The following is a 19,347-nucleotide window of genomic DNA, read 5'->3' as shown; positions in this document are numbered from 1 at the left end:
ACAGTCGGCAGGCGTGGATCCCGTTCCCTGGCGCGAGGCGTGGCACGAGGCGTTGTATGCCGTGAGCCGGGGTTTCTACGTCACGCGCGGCGGCCCGGCGGCGCACTTCACGACGGCCGCCCACGGAGCCACGGGGGCGAGGCTCGCGCGGGCGCTGCTCGCGCTCCCCGACCACCCGGTACGGGTCGTCGTCGACGTCGGTGCCGGCCGGGGCGAGCTCGCGACCCACCTCGTGGACGCCATGGACCCGACCAGCCCTGGCGGCACGCGCACCCCGCAGACGACCCGCGTCGTCGCCGTCGACGTCGTGGACCGGCCGGCCGGCCTCGACCGCCGCGTCGAGTGGCTCCGCTCCCCCGGTGGCGCAGGCCTGCCGCCCGAGCTGACCGGCCTGAGCGACGCCCTCGTCATCGCCCACGAGTGGCTCGACGTCGTGCCCTGCACCGTGGCGGAGGTCGACGCCGACGGCACGGCACGCGAGGTCCTCGTCGACCCGGACACCGGTGCGGAGTCGCTCGGCGCCCCGCTGTCCGGGCAGGACCGGCAGTGGGCCGACGCGCACTGGCCCACGACCAGCCCCGGCGACCGCATCGAGGTCGGCCGCGCCCGCGACGAGGCCTGGACCGACCTGGTCTCGCGCGTCGACTCGGGCACGCTCGTCGCCGTGGACTACGGCCACACGGCGACCGGGCGTCCTGCCGGGGGGACGCTCACGGCATACGCGAACGGGCAGCTGACCACGCCCGTGCCCGACGGCTCGTGCGACCTCACCGCGCACGTCGCCGTGGACACCCTCGATGCCGACGTCGTGCGTCCTCAGCGCGAGGCGCTGCAGGCCCTCGGGCTGACCGGCGCCACCCCGCCGCACGCGCTCGCGGGGGCCGACCCGCTCGCCTACCTCGCGGGGCTCGAGCACGCGAGCACCGAGGCGCAGCTGCTCCACCGCGACGGCTTCGGGGGCTTCTGGTGGGCGGTGAAACGCGTCCGCGGGCACGACGTAACCTGAACGGCATGCGTCGTCTCGCCTCCGCGCTGCTCGCCCTCGGACTGCTCGTGGCCATCCCCACGGCGGCCTTCGCCCACGACGTGCTCGAGCGGACCAACCCCGCGGACGGCACCACCGTCACGAAGCTGCCCGACCAGGTGGTGCTCACCTTCTCCGAGACCCCGCTCGCCCTCGGCGCCCAGGTCGTCGTCAACGGCCCGTCCGGCCCGGTGTCGTCCGGCACGCCGACGATCTCGGGCCGCGACGTCAAGCAGGCCCTCGCCCCGACGGCACCCGGAGGCGACTACACGGTGTCCTACCGGATCACCTCGGACGACGGACACCCCGTCACCGGCACCTTCTCCTTCCACGCGACGGTCGGCCTCGACGGTTCGACCGCCACTGCCGGCGCGACGGTGCACGTCAAGCCCGTCTCGGCCGCCGACGACGGCCAGGGCTCGCTGTTCGTGCCCATCCTGCTCACCGTCGTCGGGACGCTCGTGCTCCTGGGGATCGGCGGCTACCTCGTGCTGCGCAGCCGCGAGGCCGACCGCTCCTGAGGCCCTCCCGGTCAGTCCGCCCCCAGCGGCTGATTGAGGAACCACCGGTGGCCGAACGGGTCGTGAAAGACCGCGAGACGGCCGATCGGCGCGTTGTCCTCCGGAGCACGGTCGATCGTCGCGCCGCCCTCCTGCACCCGGCGGCAGAGCTCGTCGACGTCGGGCACCGTGAGGTGCAGCGTCACGGCGTTGCCGCGGCCCGGGAGGGGCGGCGCGACGCCGGCGCTCTCGAACTCGTCGGACATCATCCAGCGGGCGCCGTCGACGGCCAGCTCGCAGTGCCCGACGCGGCCGTCGTCCATGACCATGGGCGGGGCGGTGACCACGGCGCCGAGGTGCTCGCCGTACCACTCGATCGCGGCCCTCGAGTCGGCCACACAGATGTACGGGGTCAGCTCGCTCATGACGCCTCCACTCGTCTCGCCGCTTGACTGCGGTCCTCTGCTGCCGGCACTGGTCTGCAGTGGTCTGCAGTGGTCCGCACGACGCTACGCCGCGTGACGGGCGCGAGGGCGCTCACGGCATACTCGATCGCATGACCGACGTAGGGTCGAGCCTGTGAGCGGCACGAGCGCAGTCGACGGCACACGACCGTCCACCCCCGACCAGGGGCGCGCCCTGACCGTCGGCATCGGCGCGGGCGGGCTCGCGACCGCAGACATGGTGCTCAACATCGGCCCGCAGCACCCGGCCACGCACGGCGTGCTGCGCCTGCGCATCGTCGTCGACGGCGAGCGCATCGTCAGCGCCGAGCCGATCGTCGGCTACATGCACCGCGGCGCCGAGAAGCTCTTCGAGGTGCGCGACTACCGCCAGATCATCGTGCTCGCCAACCGCCACGACTGGCTCAGCGCCTTCTCCAACGAGCTCGGGGTCGTGCTCGGCGTCGAGCAGATGCTCGGCATGGAGGTGCCCGAGCGGGCCGTCTGGGCGCGCACCGCGCTGGCCGAGCTCAACCGCGTGCTCAACCACCTGATGTTCCTCGGCAGCTACCCCCTCGAGCTCGGCGCGATCACGCCGGTCTTCCACGCGTTCCGCGAGCGCGAGGAGCTCCAGGCGGTCATGGAGGAGGTCTCGGGCGGGCGCATGCACTACATGTTCAACCGCGTGGGCGGCCTCAAGGAGGACCTGCCGGCCGGGTGGATGGGGCGCGTCGACAAGGCGATCGCCAACGTGCGCAAGCGACTTCCCGACCTCGAGCGGCTGATCGTCGGCAACGAGATCCTCGAGGCACGCACCCGCGGCGTCGGGGTGCTGCCGCTCTCGACGGTCGAGTCGTACGGCGTCTCCGGTCCCGTCGCGCGGGCCAGCGGCCTCGACGTCGACCTACGGCGCGACGCGCCCTACCTCGCCTACGGCGAGCTCTTCGGCGACAAGGGTCCCGGCCGCGTCGTGACGCGCACGGCGGGCGACTGCCTCGCCCGCCTCGAGGTGCTGCTCGAGCAGGTCCACGTCTCGCTCGACCTCGCGCAGGCCTGCCTCGACCGGCTCGTGCAACTGCCGCAGGGGCCGATCAACGTCAAGCTGCCCAAGGTCCTCAAGGTCCCCGAGGGCGAGATCTACTGCGCCACCGAGAACCCCCTCGGCTTCAACGGCTACTACCTCGTCTCGCGCGGGGAGAAGACGCCGTGGCGGCTCAAGCTGCGCTCGGCGTCGTTCAACAACGTGTCGGTGCTGAGCGAGATGCTCCCGGGCCAGCTCATCGCCGACATGGTCGCGATCCTGGGGTCGATGTTCTTCGTCGTCGGGGACGTCGACAAGTGAGGGGGCGCATGCCGTCTGCCCGGGCCTCCCGGGAGAACCTCGTGCGCGGCGTGGCCGTCGCCCTCATCACCGGCGTGGTCACGCTCGCGGCGGCCTGCTCCGACGAGGACACCGTCGACACGATCCCGCCGCCGTGGCCCACGCGCACGACGAAGCCGGACGGTCCGCCGCAGCCGCCGACGAGCTCGACGACGACCCCGACGTCGAGGTCGACGGTGAGCGTCGCCGGCACCACCTGAGCCGACTCTCGGCCCCCGGCCCGGCCCGGGCCGGGTTGCACGCCCCCGTCCGCGGTGGTTGGTGCTGCGGATGAGTCGACAGATGATCCTGCGCCCGGTGGGGTGATCACCCCACCGGGCGCAGGACCATCACGCACGTCACCGGTCAGCGTGGAGCGGCGCCGGCGTCCTCGTCGTCCTCGTCGTCGCGCGGTCGCAGCCGGCACCAGGCCTGCACGACCATGCCGGCGGTCGCGAGCAGCAGCGCGACGACCGCGTGCAGCACGAAGAGCCAGATGCGGCTGCGCTGCGAGTCGACGTCCCCGTCGGGCAGCAGGACGAGCGCGTTCGCGGCATACCACCCGACGAGCACCGCCCCGGTGAGGGCGCCCGCCTGGCCCAGCACGAGCGTGCGGGCCGCGCGCAGCGGCGTGATCGCAGGGTCGGGTCGGCCGTCACGGACCTTGCGCACCTGCCAGCCGGCGAGGAGCAGCCCGCCACCCAGGAAGACCATGGCCGCTGCCCCGATCCAGCCCGGCTCGGGCACGGGACTGCCGCCCGAGGAGAGCCAGCGCAGCACGAGCCACGCCACCACCGTCATGGCCAGCCCCGCGAGCACGAGCGTCGTGACGCGGATGCCGGAGTGGGGTCTCACTGGTGCTCCCATCGGGGACCGGGGCGCACGCCGGACCGGTCGAGGCCCGCGAGCAGCTCGTCGACCCGTCGGATGCCGGCCGTGCCCTCGCCCAGCCGCAGCGTCGCGCGGGGGTCGGCGTCGAGCCACGGCACGAGGACGAAGGCCCGCTCGTGCGCGCGCGGGTGCGGCAGCATCAGCTCCGGGACCTCGGCGGTCACCTCGCGGTGGCCACCGGGCGTGCCGTACTGGATGAGGTCGAGGTCGAGCGTCCTGGCGCCCCAGCGGACCTCGCGGGTGCGGCCGTGGTCGGCCTCGATGCGGTGCAGCTCGGCCAGCAGATCGGCGGGGTGCAGCAGCGAGCGCGCGGTGAGGACCGCGTTGAGGTACTCCGGCTGGTCGGGACCGCCCACCGGGTCGGTCGCGACGATGTCGGACACCGCGGTCACCGTCAGCCCCGGCAGCGCCGTGAGCGCCGCGACCGCGTCGGTCAGGGTCTGGCCCCGGTCGCCGAGGTTGGTGCCGAGCGCGATGACGACGTGGGCCGCGTTGGTGCGGGTGAGGTGCACCTGGACGTCGGTGAACGGATGACCCACGGGTGCCTCCGGCTTGTGCACGACCACCTCGACGGTGTGGACGAGGTCGTGGCGCAGCACGTCGTCGGCGATGACCTCCGCCAGACGCTCGATGAGGTCGAACGAGGGCCCGGTGATGCGGGCGACGACGTCGGCGGCCACCTCCGCGTAGTTGACGGTGGCGGCGAGGGCGTCGGTGCGGCCGGCCGGCTCGAGGTCCAGCCTCATCGTGACGTCGACGAGGAACGTCTGGCCGTCGCGCTTCTCGCTCTCGAGCACTCCGTGGTGGCCGCGGGCGGTCACGCCCTGCAGCACGATGCGGTCGGGCATCAGTGGGGATCCTTCACGAGGTCGTCGGTGGTCGTCGGTGGTCGTCGATGGTGGTCGGGTGGTGGGTGGCAGATAGCCGGGCTCGGTCAGTCGACGAGGTCCTCGGGAGCGTGCTCGAGGGCCGCCTGCACGACGCTGAGCGCGCGCACGGTCGAGGCGACGTCGTGGACGCGCACGCACCACAGGCCTGCCATGGCGGCCATGACCGACGTCGCGGTCGTCTCGACGTCGCGGTCCGGGGCGGGACGCGGGGCGCCGCCCTCGTCCCGGCCGAGCCGACCGAGGAAGGTCTTGCGGGAGGCGCCGAGCAGGATCGGCTGGTCCAGCTCGTGCAGGGCCGGGAGGTCGGCCATGAGGGCCCAGTTGTGGTCGGCGTTCTTGGCGAAGCCGAGGCCGGGGTCGAGCACGAGGCGCTCCTCGTCGATGCCGCCCTCGAGCAGCGCGTCACGCCGCTGCGCCAGCTCTCGGATCACGTCCTCGACGACGTCGTCGTAGACGGCCCGCGACTGCATCTCGGTGCTGTGCCCCCGCCAGTGCATGGCGATGAACGGCAGCCGGTCGGAGGCCACCCACGGCACCATCTCGGGGTCGGCCAGGCCGCCCGAGACGTCGTTGACGATGCTCGCGCCCGCGTCGACCGCCGCCCGGGCGACCGAGGCGCGCATCGTGTCGACGGAGACGACGGCCCCATCGGCCGCGAGGGCCGTCACGACAGGGACGACCCGGCGCAGCTCCTCCTCGACCGACGGACGCTCGGCGCCCGGCCGCGTCGACTCGCCGCCGACGTCGACGATGTCGGCGCCGGCCGCGACGACCTCACGGCCGTGTGCGATCGCGGCGTCCTGCTCGAACCACTGCCCGCCGTCGGAGAACGAGTCGGGAGTGACGTTGACGACGCCCATGACGAGCGTGCGGTCGCGCACCGACAGCAGCTCGGTGGCATCAGGCATGTTCCGCTTGCGGGGAGCTGGCGCAGTCATGGGCGCCATTGTGTCGCGGCCGACGTCGCGCAGGGAGCCGGGCGCGTCAGGGACGTCAGGTGGGCGCCGAGGTGGGTGGAGGGTTCGCCGCTCACTTGTTGCCCTCGAGCATCAGCGCCATGGCCTCTGCTCGAGTGGCCGGGTCGCGCAGCTGGCCGCGCACCGCCGAGGTGATCGTGCTGGCGCCGGGCTTGCGGATGCCGCGCATCGACATGCACAGGTGCTCGGCCTGGACCACGACGATGACGCCTTGCACGTCGAGGTGCTCGACGAGCGCGTCGGCGATCTGGGTCGTGAGGCGCTCCTGCACCTGGGGGCGCCGGGCGAAGACCTCGACGAGCCGGGCGAGCTTGGACAGGCCGGTGACCCGGCCGTCCTTGCTCGGGATGTAGCCGACGTGCGCCACCCCGTGGAAGGGCACGAGGTGGTGCTCGCACGTGCTGTAGAGCTCGATGTCCCGCACGATGACGAGCTCCTGGTGGTCGATCTCGAACGTCGTGCCGAGCACGTCCGCCGCCGTCATGTCGAGTCCGGCGTAGATCTCGCTGAAGGAGCGGGCCACCCGGCCCGGGGTGTCGAGCAGGCCCTCGCGGTCGGGGTCCTCACCGATGGCGAGGAGCAGCTCCCGCACGGCCGCCTCGGCGCGCGGCTGGTCGATCGTCACGCGTCAGCTCTTCTCGTCGGGGTTGACGGGGCGGTCGTCCGGCACCTCGACGATCTTCTCGGCGGGGTGCTCGTCGGCGAGCGGGTGCGCACCGACGGAGGCAGCCTCGTCGATCTGGCTCTCGATGTGCTTGTCGGCCGGCACCGGGGGCGGCAGGTGGCCGTTCTGGCCAAAGCCGTTCTGGCCGTTCTGCGCGGCGATCTCGGCCGGCGTCAGCACCGGCGGACGGTCGCTCAGCTGGCGCGTCTGCGACGAGAGCCAGGTGGGGCGCTCGGGCTGCTTGACGACCGGCTTGAACAGCTCGGCGAGCTCGTGGACGTTGAGCGTCTCCTTCTCGAGCAGCTCGAGGACGAGGTGGTCGAGCAGGTCGCGGTTGGCGTTGAGGGCGGAGTACGCCTCGTCGTGGGCCGCGTCGATGAGGGCACGGACCTCCTCGTCGACGATCCGGGCGATCTCCTCGGAGTAGTCGCGCTGGTGGCCCATGTCGCGGCCGAGGAAGACCTCGCCGGTGCTCTGGCCGAGCTTGATGGCGCCGATGCGCTCGGACATGCCGAACTCGGTGACCATCTTGCGGGCCATGCCCGTGGCCTTCTCGATGTCGTTACTGGCACCGGTGGTCGGCTCGTGGAAGACGATCTCCTCGGCGACGCGGCCACCGAGGGCGTACGCGAGCTGGTCGAGGATCTCGTTGCGCGTCGTGGAGTACTTGTCGTCGATCGGCATGACCATCGTGTAGCCGAGGGCCCGGCCACGCGGAAGGATCGTCACCTTGGTCACCGGGTCGGTGTGGTTGAGCGCCGCGGCGACGAGGGCGTGACCACCCTCGTGGTAGGCCGTGATCTTGCGCTCCTTGGCCGACATGATGCGGGTGCGCTTCTGCGGACCGGCGATGACGCGGTCGATGGCCTCGTCGAGGGCCTCGTTGTCGATGACCTTCTTGTCGCTGCGGGCCGTCAGCAGGGCGGCCTCGTTGAGGACGTTGGCGAGGTCGGCACCGGTGAAGCCGGGCGTGCGGCGGGCGACGGCGAGCAGGTCGACGTCGGCTGTGACGGGCTTGCCCTGGGCGTGCACCTCGAGGATGCGGTGGCGGCCGATCATGTCGGGCGCGTCGACGGCGATCTGGCGGTCGAAGCGGCCCGGACGCAGCAGCGCGGGGTCGAGGATGTCGGGGCGGTTGGTGGCGGCGATGAGGATGACGTTGGTCTTGACGTCGAAGCCGTCCATCTCGACGAGCAGCTGGTTGAGGGTCTGCTCGCGCTCGTCGTGGCCGCCGCCCATGCCGGCGCCACGGTGGCGGCCGACGGCGTCGATCTCGTCGACGAAGACGATGGCCGGGGCGTTGGCCTTGGCCTGCTCGAAGAGGTCACGGACACGGCTCGCGCCGACACCGACGAACATCTCGACGAAGTCCGATCCGGAGATCGAGTAGAACGGCACGCCGGCCTCACCCGCGACCGCGCGGGCGAGCAGCGTCTTGCCGGTGCCGGGCTGGCCGTAGAGCAGCACGCCCTTGGGGATCTTGGCGCCGACGGCGAGGAACTTCGCGGGCTCCTGGAGGAACTCCTTGATCTCCTGGAGCTCCTCGATGGCCTCGTCGCAGCCGGCGACGTCGGCGAAGGTGACCTTCGGGGTGTCCTTGGTCGCGAGCTTGGCGCGGGACTTGCCGAACTGCATGACGCGGTTGCCGCCGCCCTGCATCTGGCCCATGAGGAACCAGAAGAGCGCGAGGATCACGATGATCGGCAGGATCGAGAAGAGGAGCGAGCCGAACCAGCTCGGCTGGTCGATCTGGTCGTCGACGCCCTGGGCCGGCGGCTTGGCGTTGAGCGCCGCGACGACCTGGCCGCCGCGCGCGTCGACGTAGAAGGCGTAGACCGTCTTCGCGTCCTTCACCGTGCCGTCGGGCGAGGTGTAGGGCTTCTTGAGGGTCAGCTCCATGCGCTCGTTGTTGAGCAGCTTGGCCGACTCGACGTTGCCGTCGTTGATCTGCGTCATGGCAGCCGACGTGTCGATCCGGGGCGGGCCGGACTCGGAGAACATCATGCCGAAGACGAGCGCGCTGATGAGGACCAAGATCCACAGCAGTGGTGTGCGCAGAATCCGCTTAGCGTCCATGTACGTGCGGGACCTGTCGGGGCCCCGGTCCTCCTGCTCGTCCGGTGAGTTTGTCCACCGGCACAACGTCCGGTGGTCTACCAGTGTTCCGCATGCGGCACGCCGGTGACCAACCCGTCCGTCGAGGGTCGGCGCCGGGGTGCCCGGTCGGCGTGGCGTCGCGGGTCAGGCGGTGGCGGCGCGGAGGGCCTCGAGGACGCGCCGGTCGATCCCGTCGGGGCTCAGGCGCGCCTCGTAGTTGGCGTTTCCGGCCCAGTCGGCGAGCGCCGTCGCGACGTCGGGGTCGGTGAAGCCCAGGCGGGTCAGCCGGTCGCGCACCTCGTCCGCGAGCTCGCCCTCGAGCGCCTGCACGTCCTCGGGCTTGCCGAAGTACATCTCCCAGTCCGAGAGCAGGCGACCGAGCTCGGTCACGGGGTCGGCGTGGTCGTCGACGCGCAGGTCGGCGAGCACCCCGCACGCGTCGTAGCCCGAACCCGGCTCGACGGCATACATGGCTGCGCTCTGGCGGCCACGCGAGTCGCCGCCGGCCGCGTCGCCGGCCACGAGAGCGGCGAGCAGGCGACGCGCGAGCGGCTCCCCCGCCGTGTCGTGCCACGCGCGCTCCATGGCCTCGACGACCTCGGGCCCGGTCAGGATGTTGCCCTGGATGGCGTATGCCGTGTCGCCGTCGTCGCGTGCCACGCCGCCGGCCCACGCGTTGCACTCCGAACCCGTGAACGTCGCGGCCGAGCCGAGGCCGACGACGCCGACCTGACGGGTCTCGCGGCCCTCGTCGAGCGCCGTCGCGGCGGCGAGCGCCTCGTCGGCCGGCTCCCCGGCGGCGAGGCGGCCGAGCAGCTCCTCGAGGTAGGCGACGCGCGCGAAGGACTGGGTCGCGACGGCGCCGACGCCGAGGCGTGCGCCGGGCACGACGGCACCGACGGCGAGGAACTTGCTCGCGACGGCGATGCCGTGCGCCTCACCCTGGCGGGCGACGATCGAGAAGGTCACGGTGACCCGTCCTGTCAGGCGTAGACGTGCGGGGCGAGGGTGCCGACGCAGCGCAGGTTGCGGTACTTCTCGGCGTAGTCGAGGCCGTAGCCGACGACGAACTCGTTGGGGATGTCGAAGCCGACGTACTTGACGGGGATGTCGACCTTGACGACGTCGGGCTTGCGCAGGAGCGTGCAGATCTCGACCGAGGCCGGGTTGCGCGACTCGAGGTTGGACTTGATCCACGAGAGCGTCAGGCCGGAGTCGATGATGTCCTCGACGATGAGCACGTGGCGCCCGCTGATGTCGGTGTCGAGGTCCTTGAGGATGCGCACGACGCCGGAGCTCTTGGTGCCGGAGCCGTAGGACGAGACCGCCATCCAGTCCATCGGGGCCGTGCCGGGCAGCGCGCGCATGAGGTCGGCCATGACGACGACGGCACCCTTGAGGACACCGACGAGCAGGAAGTCCTTGCCCTCGTAGTCCTTCCAGATGTCGGCGGCGAGCTCGGCGAGCCGGGCCTGGATCTGCTCCTCGGTGTAGAGGACCTTGGCCAGGTCGTCTCCCATGTGCTCGTGGTCCACGAAGGCTCCTCCATGTGGTGCGGGGTGGTGCGGGGGCATGCGGTGCGGGACCCATTCAACCGCACCCGGCGGCGGGCCTCACACCACGCAGTCGGGCGTCGGCGGCGAGGCGTCGGCACTCAGGCGTTGGCGGTCTCGCGGAGCGGGCTGAAGACGATGGCCCCGCCGGTGCGCGCCACGGCGATGCCGCCGGGCACGTGCAGCGGGCCCTGTCCGTGCCACGAGGTCAGCAGGGCGTCGAGCGACTCGACGTGCGCGGCGCTGACGTCGGCGAGCGGCGCGCCGGCCTCGGCGGCGAGCAGCCGCCAGACGCGGGTGCGGATCGCCCGCGGCAGGGACGCGAGGGCGTCGAGGTCGACACCCTCGCCCTGGGGTCCGGTGGGCAGGTCGGCCCGCGCCCGGATCGCCAACGTCTCGAGGTAGTCGGCGTCCTCGCGCAGCAGGTCGGCACTGCGCGCCAGGGCAGCACCGAAGCCCGGACCGAGGTCGGACTCGAGGGTCGCGAGCAGGCGGCGGGCGCGGACCCGGCGGAACGAGTCGTCGCTGTTGTGCGGGTCGTCCCACGGGTCGATGCCGTAGGCCGCGCAGGCGGCGAGCGTCGTGGCGCGCGGCAGGCCGAGGAGGGGACGGACGAAGCGGTCGCGGCGCACCGGCATGCCGCTGAGCGACCGGGCGCCCGAGCCACGGGACAGGCCGAGGAGCACCTGCTCGGCCTGGTCGTCACGCGTGTGGCCGATGAGGACCATGGACGCGCCCACGCGGTCGGCAGCCGCCTCGATGGCGGCGTAGCGCGCCGAGCGGGCATCGGCCTCGAGGCCGGCGCCGCTCGTGCGGACCTCGGCGCGGACGACCTCGACGGGGTCGAGCCCCATCTCGCGGCACAGGGCGGCCGCCTCCTCCGCGACCACGGCGGAGCGCTCCTGCAGGCCGTGGTCGACGACGACGGCACCACCGCGGACGCCGGCCCGCGGCGCCTCGAAGGCGAGCGCGGCGGCGAGCGCCACCGAGTCTGGGCCACCCGAGCAGGCGACGAGGACGACGCCACCCTCGGGCACGTCGGCGAGGTGCTCGCGCACGGCGAGGCGGGTGGCGGCGACGGCGGGGTCGGGACCGGGCATGTCTGCGGGACCTCGCATCGCTCAGCCGTGGACCCGGCGCACCCAGGCGTCGGGCTCGAGGATCTCGGCGGCTCGGGGCAACGTGTCGGGCGAGGACCAGACGGCGTTGAAGCCGTCGCGGCCCACCTGGTCGGTGACGGCGCGGACGAAGACGGCGCCGTCGCGGTACTGCCGCATCTTGGCCTCGAGGCCGAGCAGCTTGCGCAGCAGCCGGTCGACCCCGACCGAGCTGTTGCGGCGCTGGTCGAACTTGCGGCGGATCTCGTCGACGCTCGGGATGACCCGGGGCCCGACGGCGTCCATGACGACGTCGGCGTGGCCCTCGAGCAGCGACATGACGGCGGTCAGCTCGGCGATCTGCGCCTTCTGCTCGGGCGTCGCGAAGAGCTGGCCGACACCCTCGCCGGAGCTGAGCACCTGGGGCAGGTTCTTCGTCAGCTGCTCGAAGCGCTTCGAGAGGTCCTCGGGGGTGGGGGCGAGGTCGACGGCGAGGGCCTGGGTGCGGGAGACCATGTGGTCGCGCAGCCAGGGCACCGCGGTGAACTGCACCCGGTGCGTCTCCTCGTGCATGGCGACCCAGCGGCGGAAGTCGGTCGGGTCGACGCCCATGCGCCGCTCGGCCGCGACGATGTTGGGGGCCACGAGCAGCAGGCGCGGCGTGCCGCCTGGCGCGAGGTCGTACTGCCCCAGCACCTTGCTCGAGAGGAAGGCGAGCAGGCCACCCATCTCGGCGCCGGTCACCTTGCCGCCGATCGCGGCCGCCGTGGCGCTCGTCGGGGACTTCTTCGTCGCATTGAGCTTGTCGACGACGGGGTCGAGCATCGACCGGAACGAGTCGACGTTGGCGCTGATCCAGCCCGCACGGTCGACGACGAGCGGGTCGGGTGCACCGGCGGGGGCCGTGAGCGCGCTGGTCTCGGCGACGGGGCCGACGGCCGACGCTGCGGCCGCCCGCAGGTCGGCCACGATGGCGGCGGCCTCGTCGCTCGAGACCTGGGGCCCGGGGTTGACGATGGCGCGCCCGGTCCGCTTGGCGAACTCGTAGTCGACGGACGCGGCCGGAGCACCACCACCCGAGCGCTCAGGACGGCGGGCGTCCGCGGGGGTCGGGTGGGTCGTGTCGGTCATGCCAGCCCTTTCCGTGCCGTGACGATGTCGACGTCGCGCGAGGTGTCTGGAGGGCCAGGACCCGCTCACGGAAAGGTCACGAACGTCGTCGCTGACCCGGTCCCCGAACGGCCTCTCGGCCCGTCAGCGACACCCGCACGAGGCGAGCGTCGCCACCAGACGGTCCAACGCCGCCCGAGCGTCGTTGGTTCCCACTCCGGCGACCATACCCACGAAGACGAGGAGCCGACCGTCGTCGTCGACGACGCTTCCGGCGAGCGCGTTGGCGCCCGTCAGGGTGCCGGTCTTGGCGCGCGCGCGGCCCGCCGCGTCGTGGTCCGGGCCGGTGAACCGGCCCGCCAGGGTGCCGGTCAGGCCACCGATGGGCAGTCCGTCGAGGGCGCGGCGCAGCACCGGGTGCTTGCCGTCGTAGCCGAGCACGAGCACGTCGGACAGCAGCGAGGCACGCACGCGGTTCTCGCGCGAGAGCCCGCTCGCGTCGGAGAGGGTGACGCCCGTCGTGTCGAGCCCGAGCGCGGCCACCTGCGACACGACCCACGAGCCGACGGCCGCGAAGTCGGTGGCCGAGCCGGAGCGGTAGGCCGCCTGACGGGCGAGGATCTCGGTCAACGCGTTGTCGCTGTCGGTCAGGGCCAGGGCCAGCTGCTCGCGCACGGGCGCCGACGTGACGCTGCCGAGGACGGCACCCGGGCCCTGGGTGCGGGCGCCCGCCGTGGCCGAGGGCGTGGCCGTGCCGGAGCCGTCGCCCGAGCCGTCGCCCGAGGTCGCGCCGTCGTCGGGTGTCGCCGTGTCCGATCCCGAGGTGGTCGGCGTCGGTCCGGTCGTCGGTGTCGGCATCGGCGAGCCGGCGACACCGGGCGCCCGGCCACGCGCCGCCACCGTCACGTCGACGCCACGGGACTCGAGCAGGCCGGCGAAGGTCGTCCGGACCGCGAGCACGGGGTCGGCAGGGCCGGGCGCGCCGCCCCGTGCCCGCTGGCTCGACAGGCCGAGCATGGCGACCGCGCCGGTGATGCCCGAGCTGCGGAACGTCGAGCCCCACGTCGGGGCGGTCGTCGGGCCGTCGGCATACGTCTCGTCGACGTAGAGCGTGACGGCGCGCGTGCCGCGGGCCTCCAGCGCCGAGGCGACCTGGTCGGCGAGGTCGCCCAGACCGGCGTGGCCGGCGACGGCCTGCAGGTCGCCCTTGCCCGGGGCGAGCAGCGAGTCGCCGCCCGCGACGAGGACGATCTGGTCGGGCGTGTCGCCCTCGCGCACCACGGTCCGCAACGTCGCGTCGGGCGCGAACGTCCGGCCGATGGCGGCGGCCGACAGCAGCTTGGTGGTCGAGGCCGGGATGCGCAGCTCGTCACCGCGCTGGTCGAGCAGCACCTCCCCGCTCTGGCCGTCGCGCACGACGAGGGCCGAGTCGCGCAGGGCCGGCATGGCCCGGACCGCGGCGAGGGCCCGGTCGATGCCGTCGGCCGAGGGGGCGGCGGTCTCGCCGGCCAGCGCCGGCAGCGGCGCCTCGACCGAGGTCGGCAGCGTCGGCTGCTCCACGAGCGGCAGCGTGCGCTTCGCGACGTACTCGGTCGGGGCGGGCGGCGGCAGTGGACGCAGCGTCAGCGGACCGGGCGCGGCGTCGGCGACGTCGAGCACGGCATACCCCAGCAAGATCGTCACGAGCGAGCCCACGACGGCCGCGCCGTAGGTGTGGCGGGGGGCGCGGCGCCCGGGCCTCGACTCTCGTGCCATGCCTGCCCACCCCCGTCCGTCGTCCGTGCTGTTTCGCGCAAGGCCGGTCCTTGCTGACACACTGTCGCGGACGATTCTGTCAGCCGCAGGCGAGTGCTCCGGCACGCGCGCCGCATCAGAGACAGCACCCGAGACAGCACCCGAAGACCGTGAAGAAGGGGAAGACGTGGAGTTCGACGTCACCATCGAGATCCCGCGCGGACAGCGCAACAAGTACGAGGTCGACCACGAGACGGGCCGCATCCGCCTCGACCGCTACCTCTTCACGCCGATGGCCTACCCCGCCGACTACGGCTACATCGAGGACTCGCTCGGCGAGGACGGCGACCCCCTGGACGCCCTCGTGCTGCTGCCCGAGCCGGTCTTCCCCGGCGTCGTCGTCGAGGCCCGCCCGATCGGCGTCTTCCACATGACCGACGAGGCCGGCGGCGACGACAAGGTGCTCTGCGTGCCGGTCGACCCGCGCACCGCCGACGTCCAGGACATCTCCGACGTCAGCACGTTCACGCTCGACGAGATCCAGCACTTCTTCGAGCGCTACAAGGACCTCGAGCCCGGCAAGCACGTCGAGGGCTCCGACTGGGGCAACCGCGAGGCTGCCGAGAAGATCATCGGCGAGGCCTTCGACCGCGCCAAGGAGCAGGGCACCTCGACGGCCCGCTGGGCCATGCCGCAGGGGCACTGAGCCCGCACGACCGCCTGCCGACCCTCCGTCACCTCACCCGAGGAGGCGGAGGGTCAGCCATGTCGCGAGCGTGAAGACCGTGAAGGTCGCCGCGGCGAGGCCCGCGAGCGCTCCCCCGCCCCACGTCGTGGCGGGCGCCGCGCCCGGCCCCTCGCTCTCGAGCCGATGGCGTATGCCGTCCAGCCGGTCCGCGAGCTCGAGCGCGGTCCGTGGCCGGCGGGCCGGGTCGTGGGCCAGCGCCGAGCGGAGCAGCTCGTCGAGCTCGCGCGGGGTGCCGGCGACCGGACCGACCGCGGCGGGTGAGAGCTTGGGGTCACGGGTGGCGATGCTCAGCAGGCCGCCGTCGACGGCATACGGCGCCGTCCCGGTGAGCAGCGCGTAGGTGACGGCCGCGGCGGCGTAGACATCGGCGCGCTCGTCGAATCCCTTGGCGCCGTGGGCCTGCTCGGGCGCCATGTAGGCCGGCGTGCCGGCCGTGACGGTGAGCCCCGAGGACTCGGCGAGGGCCTTGGCCATGCCGAGGTCGGCGATGACGACGTGGTCGCGGCCGTCGCGCTGGGTCAGCAGCAGGTTGCCCGGCTTGACGTCGCGGTGGACGACGCCGTGCTCGTGCAGCACGTGCAGCCCGCGTGCCGCGTCGGCCCCGATCGCCAGGGCCCGCAACGGATCCCGCGCCTCGTCGGAGGCGACGACCGCCTTGAGCACGTCGGCGACGGTGCCGCCGTCGACGTAGTCCATGACGAAGTAGGGGCGACCGTCCGGGAGCTCGCCGAGGTCGTGGACGCGCACGACCCGGTCGTCCGACAGGCGGCGCAGGAGCCTGGCCTCGGCGAGGAAGCGCTGGCGGATGTCGAGGTCGGCGCTCCAGTTGTCGGCGAGCACCTTGACCGCCACCGGGACGGCGAGGTCGGGGTCGTGCGCGAGCCAGACCGTCGCGAACGCACCGGCGCCCAGACGGTGCCGGAGCTGGTATCGACCGATAGCCTCCATCGCGTCATCATGGCCCATCCGCTCGCGCGGGCGGCCGACCGGTCAGGGGAACGGAGCAGACGGTGCTGCACGACGAGGCGTCCGAGGCCGACACGCTGGAGCGGCTGAGGCTCGCCGCGCTCGACGGGGACCCGCACGCTGTCGACGACCTCGTCCGCGCGCTCGAGCCGCTCGTGATGCGGCGCTGCGCCAAGTTCCTCCCCCACCGGGCCGACGCCGAAGAGGCCTGCCAGGACGCGCTCGTGGCGGTCGCGACCAAGCTCCGGTCCTTCTCCGGCGCGGGCTCGTTCGTCGGCTGGGTGACCGTCATCGCGTCCAACAGCGCCCGCTCGACCTACCGCTCGCTCAAGCGGCGCGGGTCGGAGCAGGCCGTGGCCGTGCTGCCCGAGGCCCTCGACCCGCGCACGACGAGCGTCATGGCCGGGTCACGGGTCGACCTCATGGAGGCGCTCGAGGCGATGGAGGCCGCGAAGCCGCACCTCGTGGAGTCCTTCGTGCTGCGCGACCTGGGGCAGCTGCCCTACGACGAGGTCGCGGAGATCACCGGGGTGCCGCTCGGCACGGCCAAGGCGCGCATCCACGACGCGCGGGCCTTCATGCGCGGGCACCTCGTCGAGCGCCTGGCCTGACACCCGTGGACGGTCGCCGGCAACAAATGGGAGCGCCGGCGCATCTCCATCCGTGAACACGCCCACGCCGGACGACGCGGGACCACCGGACGCGGGACCACCGGACCACCGGGCACGGGCACCGGGCCGACCGGCCCACGCGGGCCGACCACAGGGAGAGACCATGAAGAGCAGGAACACCACCGTCGCCGCCGTGCTCGCAACGGCTGCCGTCGCGGGCGTCGCGGCCGGCGTCCTCATCCACGGGATGACCGGAGCCGGGGCCACCCCGAGCGCCGGCACCGGCCCGAGCACCGGCGTCGGCGGCTCGTCGGGCACGACGGCGCCTCCGCGGACGAGCCAGACCTCCACCGCCGTGACCACCCGGACGGTGCCGCCCACCTCCGCAGCGGCGCCCGCCACGACGCGCGCCACGACGACGGCACCGAGCCCCACGCGTACGCCCTCGTCCGCGTCGTCGCCACGGGCGGCCTTCTCCGAGAAGAGCCTCATGGTCGCCAACGACTACGTGGCCGCCGGCTGGCCCACGGCCCAGCTGCACACGGCCCCGGGCGCGGGACAGGCGACGATCACGGCGTGCCAGACGAAGAGCCCGGAGGCGCAGTACGGCCTCCGGAAGATGTACTCCGCCCAGGCCGACAGCGGCGACCTCTACGCCGACCAGTACGTGCTCGACTTCCGGGAGACGGCCGACGCGCAGCAGATGGTGTCCGAGGTCCTCGACTGGCGCACCCAGTGCACCGACCCGTCGAACGAGGGGATGAAGGGCGTCGGCTTCCGGGCGTCGGCACCGGTGCAGGTCATCCTCCCGGACGGCTCGGAGGGGCAGCGCTGGACCATGGACTTCGACCAGGACAACCACCTGCTGCGCCAGCTCGTCTCGGTCGTGCGCACCGGGACGCGGGTCTCGGTGAGCGTCGTGTCGACGTCGCCCGAGGCCGCCAAGGTCGTCGATGCGGAGACGCTGGCCGAGCGGTCCGCGGCCCGCCTCGGCTGACACGGCTGACCCGGCTGACCCGGCGCTGCGCGGCCTGACCCACGCCCACCCCGAATCGGCGGACTTGTTGCGGCCCACTCACCTACCCCATCTGCCGGTGAGTTCGAGACCGAACGCCGCGTTCGGTTCAGGTGCTGGGAGCGGTGGGGTGGACGGGGGTGGGTCAGCTCGCCTCGGCGCCGTCCGCGGCCGCGACGGCGACGCTCTCGCGCGTCGGCTGCGGCTGCGGCTGCCCACCAGCTCGCGCCGGGCGGGGGCGCAGCACGAGGGCCGCGACGAGCAGGGCGACGAGGGTGAAGGTGGCCGAGGTGAGGAACGCCGGCTCGACACCGGGGACGAACTGGCCCGGGACCGCCTTGGAGGCGTAGACGCTCACGATGGCTGCGAGGCCCACGGCGCCACCGAGCTGCTGCGCGGTCTGCAGCAGGCCCGAGACGGTGCCCGCCTGCGCCCGGTCGACGCCGCCGAGGACGACGACGGTGACGGGCATGAAGACGAGGGCCGCGGAGACGCCGTTGAGCACGAGGGCGCCGAGGAGGTGGCCGGCATACGTGCTCGTCGTCGTGATGCTGCTCAGCCACACGAAGCTCGCCGTCAGCCCGAGCGTGCCCACGAGGAGCATCGGGCGCGGACCGACCTTGGCGACGAGGCGGGCGCTGACCCGCGACGTCGCGAAGATCGCGAGGCTGAGCGGCAGGAACGCGGCGCCGGTCGCGACCGGGCTGAAGCCGAGGACGAGCTGGAGGTACTGCGTCACGAGGAAGAACGTCGAGAACTGGGCGCCGACGACGAGCGCCATGAGCACGAGCGCCCCACCGCGAGTGCGGTCACGGACGAGCGCGAGCGGCAGGAGCGGCGCCGGGACGCGGCTCTCGGTGCGGACGAACAGGGCGAGCAGGCCGAGGCCCAGGACGAACGACGCGAGCGTCAGCGGCGCCGTCCAGCCGCGGTCGGCGGCGCTGATGAAGCCGTGGACGACGGCGACCGAGCCGAGTGTGGCCGTGACGGCGCCGACGACGTCGAAGCGGCCACGCACGCGCGGCGTCTCGGTGACGAAGCGACGGGCCAGCACGAGCACGACGGCGCCGATCGGCACGTTGACGAAGAGGGTCCAGTGCCAGCTGACGAAGTCGGTCAGCGCGCCGCCGAGGAGCAGGCCGATCGAGGCGCCCGCGGACGAGACCGCGGTGAAGAGGGCCAGGCCGCGGTTGCGCGCGGCCTCGTTCGGGGCGCTCGTCGTCACGAGCGCGAGGACGCTCGGGGCGGCGAGGGCGGCGCCGACGCCCTGGAGGGTGCGCGAGGCGATGAGCCACGCCGGCGAGGTGGCGAGGCCACCGAGGAGGCTCGCGACGGTGAAGATCGCCAGGCCGATCTCGAAGCTGCGCAGGCGTCCGAGGACGTCACCGAGCCGCCCACCGAAGAGCAGCAGGCCGCCGAAGGCGAGGGTGTAGGCGTTGAGGACCCAGGACAGGCCGGCCGGCGTGAAGCCGAGGTCGGTCTGGATGTGCGGGAGGGCGACGTTCACGACGGTCGCATCGAGCACGAGCATGAGCTGGGCGACGAGGACGACGCCGAGGCCGATGGAGCTGCGGCGGGCGACACGGTCAGGCGTAGACGGCGTGGACGGCGTGGCTGGCACGGGCGGTCGGGTGGCGGGCGGGGTGGTGGTGGTCGACATGTTCTGC

General features: G+C 73.0%; 20 protein-coding genes. 7 read left to right on the top strand and 13 right to left on the bottom strand.

Annotated elements, in window-relative coordinates; genetic code table 11:
- Positions 1-13: 13 nt before the first annotated feature.
- Positions 14-1,006 (top strand): SAM-dependent methyltransferase, encoded by a 993-nt coding sequence (locus IEY30_RS11105; protein WP_043416437.1) that lies wholly within the window; start codon positions 14-16, stop codon positions 1,004-1,006.
- Between the two features lie 5 nt (positions 1,007-1,011).
- Positions 1,012-1,545: a copper resistance CopC family protein gene (locus IEY30_RS11100; RefSeq protein WP_030195584.1), complete on the top strand. Its 534-nt coding sequence runs from the start codon at positions 1,012-1,014 to the stop codon at positions 1,543-1,545.
- A gap of 11 nt (positions 1,546-1,556) precedes the next feature.
- Here IEY30_RS11100 and IEY30_RS11095 read toward each other — a convergent pair whose 3' ends face one another.
- Positions 1,557-1,949 carry a VOC family protein gene (locus IEY30_RS11095; RefSeq protein ID WP_030195581.1) on the bottom strand — a complete coding sequence of 131 codons (393 nt, stop codon included), beginning with the start codon at positions 1,947-1,949 and terminating at the stop codon, positions 1,557-1,559.
- Positions 1,950-2,205: 256 nt separating this feature from the next.
- On the opposite strand from IEY30_RS11095, the gene IEY30_RS11090 reads away from it, so the two are divergent.
- Both IEY30_RS11090 and IEY30_RS11085 read left to right on the top strand, forming a co-directional pair.
- Entirely contained in the window at positions 2,206-3,309 is a 1,104-nt protein-coding gene (locus IEY30_RS11090; protein ID WP_229674989.1) for an NADH-quinone oxidoreductase subunit D, read from the top strand.
- 8 nt (positions 3,310-3,317) lie between these two features.
- Complete coding sequence (locus IEY30_RS11085) at positions 3,318-3,548, top strand: hypothetical protein (RefSeq protein WP_030195574.1); 231 nt, start codon at positions 3,318-3,320, stop codon at positions 3,546-3,548.
- A gap of 145 nt (positions 3,549-3,693) precedes the next feature.
- Here IEY30_RS11085 and IEY30_RS11080 read toward each other — a convergent pair whose 3' ends face one another.
- From IEY30_RS11080 to IEY30_RS11035, 10 genes are all read right to left on the bottom strand, one after another.
- Positions 3,694-4,182 (bottom strand): DUF3180 domain-containing protein, encoded by a 489-nt coding sequence (locus IEY30_RS11080; RefSeq protein WP_030195572.1) that lies wholly within the window; start codon positions 4,180-4,182, stop codon positions 3,694-3,696.
- Positions 4,179-5,066 (bottom strand): 2-amino-4-hydroxy-6-hydroxymethyldihydropteridine diphosphokinase, encoded by an 888-nt coding sequence (folK, locus tag IEY30_RS11075; protein ID WP_030195569.1) that lies wholly within the window; start codon positions 5,064-5,066, stop codon positions 4,179-4,181. The genes IEY30_RS11080 and folK overlap by 4 nt, the downstream gene beginning before the upstream one ends.
- A gap of 86 nt (positions 5,067-5,152) precedes the next feature.
- A complete protein-coding gene (folP, locus tag IEY30_RS11070) occupies positions 5,153-6,046 on the bottom strand; it encodes a dihydropteroate synthase (protein WP_229674955.1) in 894 nt (297 codons plus the stop codon).
- A 91-nt stretch (positions 6,047-6,137) separates the two neighbouring features.
- Positions 6,138-6,710 (bottom strand): GTP cyclohydrolase I FolE, encoded by a 573-nt coding sequence (folE, locus tag IEY30_RS11065; RefSeq protein ID WP_030195565.1) that lies wholly within the window; start codon positions 6,708-6,710, stop codon positions 6,138-6,140.
- Positions 6,711-6,713: 3 nt separating this feature from the next.
- Positions 6,714-8,825 carry an ATP-dependent zinc metalloprotease FtsH gene (gene ftsH, locus IEY30_RS11060; protein ID WP_030195563.1) on the bottom strand — a complete coding sequence of 704 codons (2,112 nt, stop codon included), beginning with the start codon at positions 8,823-8,825 and terminating at the stop codon, positions 6,714-6,716.
- A gap of 165 nt (positions 8,826-8,990) precedes the next feature.
- On the bottom strand, positions 8,991-9,815 hold the full coding sequence (locus tag IEY30_RS11055) for a DUF1028 domain-containing protein (RefSeq protein ID WP_030195561.1): 825 nt from the start codon (positions 9,813-9,815) through the stop codon (positions 8,991-8,993).
- A gap of 14 nt (positions 9,816-9,829) precedes the next feature.
- The gene (hpt, locus tag IEY30_RS11050) at positions 9,830-10,381 is read right to left on the bottom strand and encodes a hypoxanthine phosphoribosyltransferase (protein WP_030195553.1); all 552 of its coding nucleotides are present in this window, start codon (positions 10,379-10,381) and stop codon (positions 9,830-9,832) included.
- A 119-nt stretch (positions 10,382-10,500) separates the two neighbouring features.
- Positions 10,501-11,499: a tRNA lysidine(34) synthetase TilS gene (gene tilS, locus IEY30_RS11045; RefSeq protein ID WP_030195551.1), complete on the bottom strand. Its 999-nt coding sequence runs from the start codon at positions 11,497-11,499 to the stop codon at positions 10,501-10,503.
- 21 nt (positions 11,500-11,520) lie between these two features.
- Complete coding sequence (locus tag IEY30_RS11040) at positions 11,521-12,627, bottom strand: Rv3626c family coenzyme F420 biosynthesis-associated protein (RefSeq protein ID WP_030195548.1); 1,107 nt, start codon at positions 12,625-12,627, stop codon at positions 11,521-11,523.
- A 123-nt stretch (positions 12,628-12,750) separates the two neighbouring features.
- On the bottom strand, positions 12,751-14,361 hold the full coding sequence (locus IEY30_RS11035; protein WP_030195545.1) for a D-alanyl-D-alanine carboxypeptidase/D-alanyl-D-alanine-endopeptidase: 1,611 nt from the start codon (positions 14,359-14,361) through the stop codon (positions 12,751-12,753).
- Positions 14,362-14,527: 166 nt separating this feature from the next.
- Here IEY30_RS11035 and IEY30_RS11030 point away from each other — a divergent pair, with 166 nt between their 5' ends.
- Positions 14,528-15,046 carry an inorganic diphosphatase gene (locus tag IEY30_RS11030; protein ID WP_020145122.1) on the top strand — a complete coding sequence of 173 codons (519 nt, stop codon included), beginning with the start codon at positions 14,528-14,530 and terminating at the stop codon, positions 15,044-15,046.
- A 33-nt stretch (positions 15,047-15,079) separates the two neighbouring features.
- On the opposite strand, the gene IEY30_RS11025 is transcribed toward IEY30_RS11030, so the two are convergent.
- Positions 15,080-16,036, bottom strand: coding sequence for a serine/threonine-protein kinase (locus IEY30_RS11025; protein ID WP_043416432.1), 957 nt, complete (start codon positions 16,034-16,036; stop codon positions 15,080-15,082).
- A 62-nt stretch (positions 16,037-16,098) separates the two neighbouring features.
- Between IEY30_RS11025 and IEY30_RS11020 the strand changes: the two genes are divergently transcribed.
- Entirely contained in the window at positions 16,099-16,665 is a 567-nt protein-coding gene (locus tag IEY30_RS11020; RefSeq protein ID WP_030195537.1) for an RNA polymerase sigma factor, read from the top strand.
- A gap of 163 nt (positions 16,666-16,828) precedes the next feature.
- Positions 16,829-17,662 carry a hypothetical protein gene (locus IEY30_RS11015; RefSeq protein WP_030195535.1) on the top strand — a complete coding sequence of 278 codons (834 nt, stop codon included), beginning with the start codon at positions 16,829-16,831 and terminating at the stop codon, positions 17,660-17,662.
- 163 nt (positions 17,663-17,825) lie between these two features.
- Here the strand turns inward: IEY30_RS11015 and IEY30_RS11010 are convergent, their stop codons facing one another.
- Positions 17,826-19,340 carry an MFS transporter gene (locus tag IEY30_RS11010; protein ID WP_030195533.1) on the bottom strand — a complete coding sequence of 505 codons (1,515 nt, stop codon included), beginning with the start codon at positions 19,338-19,340 and terminating at the stop codon, positions 17,826-17,828.
- Between the last annotated feature and the right edge of the window lie 7 nt (positions 19,341-19,347).

The sequence above is a fragment of the Terrabacter tumescens genome (assembly GCF_014646815.1).
In the GTDB taxonomy this organism is placed as follows: domain Bacteria; phylum Actinomycetota; class Actinomycetes; order Actinomycetales; family Dermatophilaceae; genus Terrabacter; species Terrabacter tumescens.
This window is presented reverse-complemented; position numbering and strand designations above follow the sequence as displayed.

Excerpts from the sequence above, each read along its gene's own strand:
- IEY30_RS11100 (WP_030195584.1), top strand. The coding sequence starts at position 1,012 with ATGCGTCGTCTCGCCTCCGCGCTGCTCGCCCTCGGACTGCTCGTGGCC.
- IEY30_RS11025 (WP_043416432.1), bottom strand. The coding sequence starts at position 16,036 with ATGGAGGCTATCGGTCGATACCAGCTCCGGCACCGTCTGGGCGCCGGT.
- IEY30_RS11010 (WP_030195533.1), bottom strand. The coding sequence starts at position 19,340 with ATGTCGACCACCACCACCCCGCCCGCCACCCGACCGCCCGTGCCAGCC.
- folP (WP_229674955.1), bottom strand. The coding sequence starts at position 6,046 with ATGACTGCGCCAGCTCCCCGCAAGCGGAACATGCCTGATGCCACCGAG.
- folK (WP_030195569.1), bottom strand. The coding sequence starts at position 5,066 with ATGCCCGACCGCATCGTGCTGCAGGGCGTGACCGCCCGCGGCCACCAC.
- IEY30_RS11035 (WP_030195545.1), bottom strand. The coding sequence starts at position 14,361 with ATGGCACGAGAGTCGAGGCCCGGGCGCCGCGCCCCCCGCCACACCTAC.
- IEY30_RS11040 (WP_030195548.1), bottom strand. The coding sequence starts at position 12,627 with ATGACCGACACGACCCACCCGACCCCCGCGGACGCCCGCCGTCCTGAG.
- IEY30_RS11095 (WP_030195581.1), bottom strand. The coding sequence starts at position 1,949 with ATGAGCGAGCTGACCCCGTACATCTGTGTGGCCGACTCGAGGGCCGCG.
- ftsH (WP_030195563.1), bottom strand. The coding sequence starts at position 8,825 with ATGGACGCTAAGCGGATTCTGCGCACACCACTGCTGTGGATCTTGGTC.
- IEY30_RS11085 (WP_030195574.1), top strand. The coding sequence starts at position 3,318 with ATGCCGTCTGCCCGGGCCTCCCGGGAGAACCTCGTGCGCGGCGTGGCC.
- IEY30_RS11015 (WP_030195535.1), top strand. The coding sequence starts at position 16,829 with ATGAAGAGCAGGAACACCACCGTCGCCGCCGTGCTCGCAACGGCTGCC.
- tilS (WP_030195551.1), bottom strand. The coding sequence starts at position 11,499 with ATGCCCGGTCCCGACCCCGCCGTCGCCGCCACCCGCCTCGCCGTGCGC.
- IEY30_RS11090 (WP_229674989.1), top strand. The coding sequence starts at position 2,206 with ATGGTGCTCAACATCGGCCCGCAGCACCCGGCCACGCACGGCGTGCTG.